Annotated in this window: 2 protein-coding genes; one reads left to right on the top strand and one right to left on the bottom strand. The window is 36.4% G+C overall.

Going from position 1 to position 2,651, the window contains the following annotated elements:
• The first annotated feature begins 154 nt into the window (after positions 1 to 154).
• Positions 155 to 469 (top strand): helix-turn-helix domain-containing protein, encoded by a 315-nt coding sequence (locus EO125_RS09675; protein ID WP_127148717.1) that lies wholly within the window; start codon positions 155 to 157, stop codon positions 467 to 469.
• A 16-nt stretch (positions 470 to 485) separates the two neighbouring features.
• Here the strand turns inward: EO125_RS09675 and dnaE are convergent.
• Positions 486 to 2,651, bottom strand: a 2,166-nt coding sequence (gene dnaE / locus EO125_RS09670; protein WP_164726510.1) for a DNA polymerase III subunit alpha, incomplete at its 5' end; no start/stop codon positions are given.

Genomic DNA, 2,651 nt, shown 5'->3' with positions numbered 1-2,651 from the left:
AACACCAAATAAACCACACAAATCCAATCAAAACACAAGAAAACGATTAGTATTGCAGTATAAAATGCAGTAAATTATAGTACATTATATTGTCTTAATTCGTTGATAATTTAACTTGTACATGATATAATGTTGTTAAGAAAGGAGTATTCTTATGGAAACAATAGGAGAAAGAGTTAAACGACTAAGACTCAAAGAAGGATTAACTCAACAAGAATTATCAGATAGACTGGGTGGTGTTAGTTTAACAGTTATATCTCGTATAGAGAAAGGCGTTACTAAAGACATGAGAATGCCAACTGCACAAAAATTAGCAAAGGCACTGGGAGCAACACCAGAATATATACTATACGGAAGTGATTTAGCACAGATGTATCCTATAGATGTAGCTAACTATATCTTAGACCCAAAAAACTCGGGAACAGTAAAGGCTTTTGTTTACACGAAATTAGCAGAAGAATCACAATAAAAAAAGAGGGTAGCGATTATGCTACCCTTTTTGCTTGTATAAAGTCTTGTATAATTGTTCCATTCAATCTAACGATATACACATTTCCTTTTTCTAATTTGGAGAAGTCACCATCAAAGATGACCCATTCTTGTACTCCTTTTCTAGTCATAGCTTTTACGAAAGCCATCGGCTTACCTTTTCGTGTTTTGTGTGCTTTAACGTTTACAATCATAGAGGCGAAATTTACTATCTCATCCGCTATTCCTGTATCGTAATCGGCAAAAACATCTGTAAAGGAATATCCTAGAACACTAAATTCCATTTGTGAGTCTGTTTCACATTCTTCTCCAGAATATTGAAACTCTCCTTTTGACTTCCTTTTATCTTTAAGCCAGTCTATATACTCCAGTAATTCGCATCTAGTTTTATCGGTATATTTATCTAATGCACCAGATTTAACTAGATTTTTTAATACCGTTTTATTGAGTTTGATGTTATCTTCTAAGAAGGTCAATGCATCGTTTCCGTTTGGGATAACGCTATTACCTGTTCCAGATATAGAATTAAATCCTAGTAGGATATTTCTACCATGTGTTTTGCATTCGTGTGAGCTATGAGCTATACTTGGTGGATATACTTTAATACCAATCTCCTTACAGTGGTCTATGTATGTTGCAAACTTAGCTTTATCTCCCACTGTGGAATCAAGTAATGATGCCATAAACTCTGCTGGATAATTAGCTTTCAACCAAGCTGTTCTCCATGCGGTAATACCATAAGCGGCACTATGACCCCTGTTGAAACCATACGATGCGAATGTAACAATTTCATCACAAATGCGTCTCATCGTATCTTGTCCTATCCCATTTTTAATTCCAGCCTGTATCATTTCGTCAATGATAGGTTGCATTTCCTCTACAATCTTACGACCAATAACACGGCGAATATTATCTGCTTTTCCGTATGTGTATCCACATAGTGATTGTGCTATTTGCATGATTTGCTCTTGGTATAAGATAACACCTTCTGTATCCATTAGTATTGGTACTAACTTAGGATGTAGATAAGTTATTTTTTCTTTCCCCTGCCTTCTAGCCTCAAAGGTTTTATCCATTCCCGCATCAAGTACACCAGGTCTTCCAATAGCTACTGTATCAATAAGGTCTTCTACCTTATTAGTATTAATAGCCTGCACAATCTCTGTCATGGTTTTTGATTCTATTTGGAAACAACCATCCGTATATCCAGCCCTTAACATGTCGCCAGTCTTTTTGTCTTTCATGTCGATGTTGGAAAGATTAATTTCTTCTGGTATTCGGTTAAGAGTATTTTGGATAATATCTAATGCTTCAAGTCCAAGTATATCTAGTTTCATGATTCCTTGCTTTTCTAGCAAGTGAAAGTCTTGAGCCGCTACAATCGCATCCTTGGTCTTTTCTATAGCACACCAGTTAGTTACATCTTCTGGGAACACAACCACTGCTGATGCATGCTTTCCATATGTAGAGATATGCCCCATAAACTTTTTAGCTAGTGTTCTTAGCTTTTCGTCGTGTACTTCATCAACACTATTAATGTTTTTAGATATAGTATCTACATCCGAAGGTGCGTACCCCAAGGCTTGCCCCGCTCTTTGTACAGCAGATTTATCAGAAATGTATCCAATGGTTCGTATTTGATACACTTCCCCGTACTTCTGGCGGATATATTCTATAACCTCTTCACGCCTTGATGATGCTACGTCCACATCAATATCTGCTAAAGTAACACGCTCTGGATTAGCAAATCGCTCTAGGATAAGGTTGTATTTTACTGGGTCTACATCTGTAATGTCAGAGAGGTATGCTATCAAGCTACCACCAACAGAACCACGACCTATTCCAGTAGGAATATTTTCTCCTTTGCAGAATCGTAACATGTCATGAATAATGCACATATAGTTTATATATTTACATTGTTCAAGGACATCAAATTCATGCATAGCTCGTTTCTTGTACTCTTCTTTATTTGGTAGTTGAGCAATCCCCTTTGTATGCCATCCAATATTGCATTGGTCTTTTAGGTATCTCATAGGGTCTCTAGTGTCAAATACTGGGTAGTGCTCTTCCCCTAAAGGAATCTCGACATTGCATTTATTAATAATCTCATCTACACAAAGTAAAGATTGTGTCAAATCTTTACCTTTAAAGAAAGAAATCAT

The sequence above is a fragment of the Veillonella sp. VA139 genome, assembly GCF_003992005.1.
GTDB lineage: Bacteria > Bacillota > Negativicutes > Veillonellales > Veillonellaceae > F0422.
This window is presented reverse-complemented; position numbering and strand designations above follow the sequence as displayed.

Coding starts and splice junctions, on each gene's coding strand:
- EO125_RS09675 (WP_127148717.1), top strand. CDS start 155: ATGGAAACAATAGGAGAAAGAGTTAAACGACTAAGACTCAAAGAAGGA.